This window comes from Streptomyces sp. SID3343 (assembly GCF_009865215.1).
In the GTDB taxonomy this organism is placed as follows: Bacteria; Actinomycetota; Actinomycetes; order Streptomycetales; family Streptomycetaceae; genus Embleya.
Map to the genome: position 1 here is coordinate 1 of NZ_WWJX01001175.1, position 4,413 is coordinate 4,413.

The window sequence follows — 4,413 nt, forward strand, 5'->3', positions numbered from 1 at the left end:
GAGCGGCAGCGCCGCGGCGCATACCGCCGGCACCGTCTCGGGCAGCGGGGCGAGCGCGTCCGTGGGCACCGCGACGTACTCGGCCCAGCCGCCGGCCATCGGGTGGCCCACGACTCGGGTACACACGGCCGGGCCGGTGCCGTCGGCCGCCGCCTGGACGACCAGGCCCGCGACGTCCTTGCCCGGGCGCTCGTCCGGGCCCGGGGTCGCCCCTGGAGCCGGAGCGGGTCGCTCCAGCCGGAAGGTCTCGCCGCGATTGAGCGAGAACGCCTCGACCTTGACCAATGCCTCGTTCGGGCGGGGCCGCGGCTGCGGCGCGTCCGCGAACGCGACCCAAGAGTCGGTCCGACCGGTGGACACCAACGCTTTCACGACCTGTCACCTCTTCGTTCGATGTGCGACGCGTTCGACGTGATCGACGTGATCGACGTGATCAGTGCGTCCAGCGCGCCCGATGCGATCGACCCGGCCGGGCGGCTCCCGTCCGGTGACGGGTTCAAGGAGAGCGCGTACGAGCGGAGAGGATCCAACAACCGGCCGTCGATCCCGACAACCTTTGGTTGTCGCCTATGGTGAGCGGCATGGATCTCGACCTCGCTCGGGTCCGCGCGTTTGTCGCGGTGGCCGATCTGCGGCATTTCGGTCGGGCCGCCGAGCAGCTGACGATCACTCAGCAGGCGTTGTCCAAGCGGATCGCGCGCCTGGAGGCCGACCTCGGCGCGACCCTGTTCGACCGCGCCGGCAAGGGCGCCTCGCGGGTCACCCTCACCGACGCCGGTGAGCGCTTCCTCGAACCCGCCCGCCGCGTGCTGGCCGCCGGAGACCTGGCCGTCGGGTCGGTACGGGGTACGCGCTCCGCGCTGCGGGTGGACGTGTGGGGGCACCTGTACGCGCCGATGCGCACGGTGGCCGAGGTGATCGCGGCGGCGCCCACGCTCGACCTCGAACCCGGCGCGGGCCGCGACCTGCCGTCGGTGGTCGCGGGGATCCTGCGCGGCGACGTGGACGCGGGGTTCGGTCGGGTGCATCCGCTGCCGGATCGGGATCTGTCCGCGCTCACCCATCGGCTCGTGCGGCTCGAACCGATCGACGTGGTGATGGGGGTCGGCCACCCGCTCGCGCACGCAGATCGGCTGCGGCCGAGCGACCTGCGCGGCGGGGTGCTGTGGTGTCCGGCGGCCGTGAGTCGGCTCGACTTCTTCAAGCGGTTCGCCGACGCGTTCGGGATCGGCGCGTGGTCTGCCGGGCCGAACCTGGGCCTGGAGCACTTCGTGAACCACCTGAGCACGGATCCGACGTGCTTCTCGTTGCTTCCGGCCGACAGTCCCCTGCCGGAGGGGTCGGTGGTACGGTCCGTCCCGCTCGTCGAGCCGACCCCGCTCTACGCGTGGTCCCTGATCTGGCGCGCGGATCGTCCACACCCACAACTCGACGCACTGCTGCGCGAATTCGGTCGAGTGGGCGCGCGGCGCCGCTGGCTCGACCACGACCCGGTCCGGGACTGGTTGCCGGACACGGAGATCACGGCCGCGGCACGCTGAAGTTCGGCTTCACTCGGGCACATTCCACCGCTATCCGGTCAAGTCGCTCCAGAACCCGACCGTCGAGACCGCGTCCCGCCGGGTAGCACCGCCGAATTCCACCGCTACCCAGTCCACGAGATCGACTCCGTAGCACACCACGTCCGTCTGCATGATCGACAAGACCGGATGCCCCCACTGGCCCGCCACCCCCGGCAGGTAGCGATGCCCGTAGACCGGGATCAGCTGCGGCACCTTCGCCAGCTGATACCGGGCCGACCTGATCGCGTGCTTGAGCTGTGCGGGGCGCGGGCCCCAATCCGCCGGCCAGAAGGCGTTGTTCTCGACGTCGAACAGCACCCCGTCGACCGGCCACGCCAACCGGGTCCGCAGGTTTCGGGCGTTCCCGTCGCGCCAATCGGGCCAACTGCCGCCCGTCGGCAGCCCCACCGACAGGAACAAGCGGTGGTCGGCGGCGAAGCGGATCCCGTAGTCGCGCTCCACCTCGTCGAGTTCGGCCCCGGTCAGGCCGGGCGCGATCTCGGCCCCGGTCCGCTCCTGCGCCGCGCGCATGTCCTGGTCGGTCGGATGGGCCGGGGGCGGTGTGGTGCTCATGGCAACCGAGCGTAGTCCGCGGCCCCGAGCGTCGCCGTCACCCACGGCCGAGGCGTCTCCGTCACTCATGGCAACCGAGGCGTCGCCATCACCCACACCCGAGCGTCACCCACACGCGGAGCATCACCCGCCCCGGGCCCCACCGTCACCCACACCCGGAGCGTCACCCACACGCGAAGCATCACCCGCGCCGGGGCCCCACCGTCACCGAAGCGTCCCCGTCACCCACACGCGAAGCATCCCCGTCACCCACATCGAGGCATCGCCGTCACCCACACCGGGTGAGTTTTCTCGATCCGAGCCCGGTAACGGGCTGAATGTCGGACGATCGGTGTTCTAGCATGAATGCTCGATTGCCTGAGGTTCGGTGATTTCCGGCCGGCTCGCAGAACAGTCCCGATGACGTCTTCTCGAAGTCGTCACCCGGGGCCGCATTCGAGGCCGCTTTCGAGACTGGGATGATGAACGGTCGGGGGACCCGTTGATCGACGATGTTCGGCATGCCCCGCGGGCCGTGCGATGACGGTCACGCTTCTCGCCGCCGTCGCGGCCTTCATGTCCTGGTGGCCGTCCTGATGTGGTTCGGAAAACGTCGTAGACCCTCCTCCGCGGCCGCCCGCAGCGCGCCTTTGCTCGCCAAGGCCGAGGCCGCGCACAACTCCGGCCGGCTCGACGCGGCCGATCGCGCCTACCGCCGGGTCGCCGAGTCGCTGGAGAAAGCCGGCGCCGAGTCCGCCCCGGATGAAGGCCCCGACATCACCGAGGCCCGCGGCCGAGCCCTCGTCGGGGTGGGCGAGATCGCGAGCCGTCAGGGTCGCTCCGCCGACGCCATCGCCGCCTTTCGGGAAGCCTTCACTCTCACCGTCCTGCCCGCCTCGGCACTGGAACTGGTCGCGGCCGACGCCGCCCGCCGTGCCGCGCCGGATCCGCTCGACCTTTCCGTGTGCGTCGACCTCGTCGTGCGTACCGATACCGATCCCGACCATGTCGCGCACGAGTTCCTGGAAGGCCGTTGTACGGTCACCTCCGGTCTGAAGAAGGCCGAGGTCGCCGCCGTCGAGCAGTTGGCCGCCCGCATCGAAGCGGGCGCGCCCCGGATCGAGTGGGCGATCTTCGGCCGCGCGTGCGCGCTGCGCGAGTTGGGCCGTGCCCGCGAGGCCACCGCGGCGTTCGAGCGCGCGGAGGCCCTGCTCCCGCGGGCCGCGACGGGATACGAGCTGGGCCGGCTGTATCGCGACGCCGGCCGCGCCGAGGACGCGCTGGCCGCGTTCGAGCGCTCGCTGACCATCGAGCCGGAGCGGCCCGAGGTGCTGTACGCGATGGCGCTGACCCATCTGCGCCGCACCCCCGGCGACACGGCGTCCCGCCGCGTGGCCCTGGAGGCGGCGGTCGGCCTGTTGAGTCGCACGTGCGTACTGGCTCCCCACCACGCGCAGGCGTGGTTGGGCCTGGGCCGCGCCCGGCACGCGCTCGGCCACGACCGGGCGGCGCTCCAACCCCTCGCCAAGGCCGCCGAGCTGCTGCCCCGCTCGCCCGAGGTACAGGTGGAGTACGTCGAACTGACGCTCGCCCAGGGTGAGCGGGCGGGCGCGTTCACCGCCCTGGGCCGCGTCCTGGCGGTCGACCCCAGGCACGTGCGGGCCAACCTGATGTTGGGCACGCTGCACGACGAGGACGGCGATTTCGCCGCCGCCAAGCCGTGCTTCGAGCGCGTGGTCGCACTCAGCCCCGACGATGCCCGGGGCCGCTTCGGCCTCGGCCGCGCGCTGTTCGAGTCGGGCGATCCCGAGCGAGCCGCCGGCCACCTCGCGGCGGTCCGCGACCGCAATGCCGCGCAGCACGAGTTGTTGGGGCGCGCGTACAGCGCGGCCGACGATCCGGCCGCGGCCGACACGGCGTTCGCGGACGCGATCGCGGCGGGCGAGGACAGTGCGCAGGTGCACCACCGGCACGGGTGCGCCCGGTTGCGCGCCGGCCTGCACGCCGACGCGATCACGTCGTTTTGGCGCGTGCTCGACCGGGCCGACGAGGATTCCCCGCTGGCCGCCGAGGCATTGCTCTTCCGCGGCATCGCCTACCGCGAAGAGGGCGACCTGGGCGCCGCGCGGGCCGACGCCGATGCGGCGATCGAGGCCGCGCCGCGCGACGTGCGCACCCACTACGCGCGTGGTTGCCTGGCCGTGGCGGAAAACGAATGGGCGCTGGCGGAGCGCGAGTTCGCCGCCGCGAGTCGGATCGATCCGGAGTACGCGCCGGCCCGCTTCGGGGCGGGCCTGGT

Annotated in this window: 4 protein-coding genes and 1 pseudogene; 3 read left to right on the forward strand and 2 right to left on the reverse strand. The window is 72.2% G+C overall.

Features of this window, described 5'->3' with window-relative positions:
• Nucleotides 1-372: pseudogene (locus GT354_RS37195) on the reverse strand (alcohol dehydrogenase); the annotation flags it as partial.
• 39 nt (nucleotides 373-411) lie between these two features.
• Here GT354_RS37195 and GT354_RS37200 point away from each other — a divergent pair.
• Nucleotides 412-576: a hypothetical protein gene (locus GT354_RS37200; RefSeq protein ID WP_161360804.1), complete on the forward strand. Its 165-nt coding sequence runs from the start codon at nucleotides 412-414 to the stop codon at nucleotides 574-576.
• 5 nt (nucleotides 577-581) lie between these two features.
• A complete protein-coding gene (locus GT354_RS37205) occupies nucleotides 582-1,541 on the forward strand; it encodes a LysR family transcriptional regulator (RefSeq protein WP_161360805.1) in 960 nt (319 codons plus the stop codon).
• Between the two features lie 30 nt (nucleotides 1,542-1,571).
• Here the strand turns inward: GT354_RS37205 and GT354_RS37210 are convergent, their stop codons facing one another.
• Nucleotides 1,572-2,135: a hypothetical protein gene (locus GT354_RS37210; RefSeq protein ID WP_202512717.1), complete on the reverse strand. Its 564-nt coding sequence runs from the start codon at nucleotides 2,133-2,135 to the stop codon at nucleotides 1,572-1,574.
• A 563-nt stretch (nucleotides 2,136-2,698) separates the two neighbouring features.
• Here GT354_RS37210 and GT354_RS37215 point away from each other — a divergent pair.
• A partial coding sequence (locus tag GT354_RS37215; RefSeq protein ID WP_161360806.1) for a tetratricopeptide repeat protein occupies nucleotides 2,699-4,413 on the forward strand: 1,715 nt, incomplete at its 3' end.

Bases quoted from the DNA above. Each gene is read 5' to 3' on its own strand.
- GT354_RS37210 (WP_202512717.1), bottom strand. From the start codon at position 2,135: ATGAGCACCACACCGCCCCCGGCCCATCCGACCGACCAGGACATGCGC.
- GT354_RS37205 (WP_161360805.1), top strand. From the start codon at position 582: ATGGATCTCGACCTCGCTCGGGTCCGCGCGTTTGTCGCGGTGGCCGAT.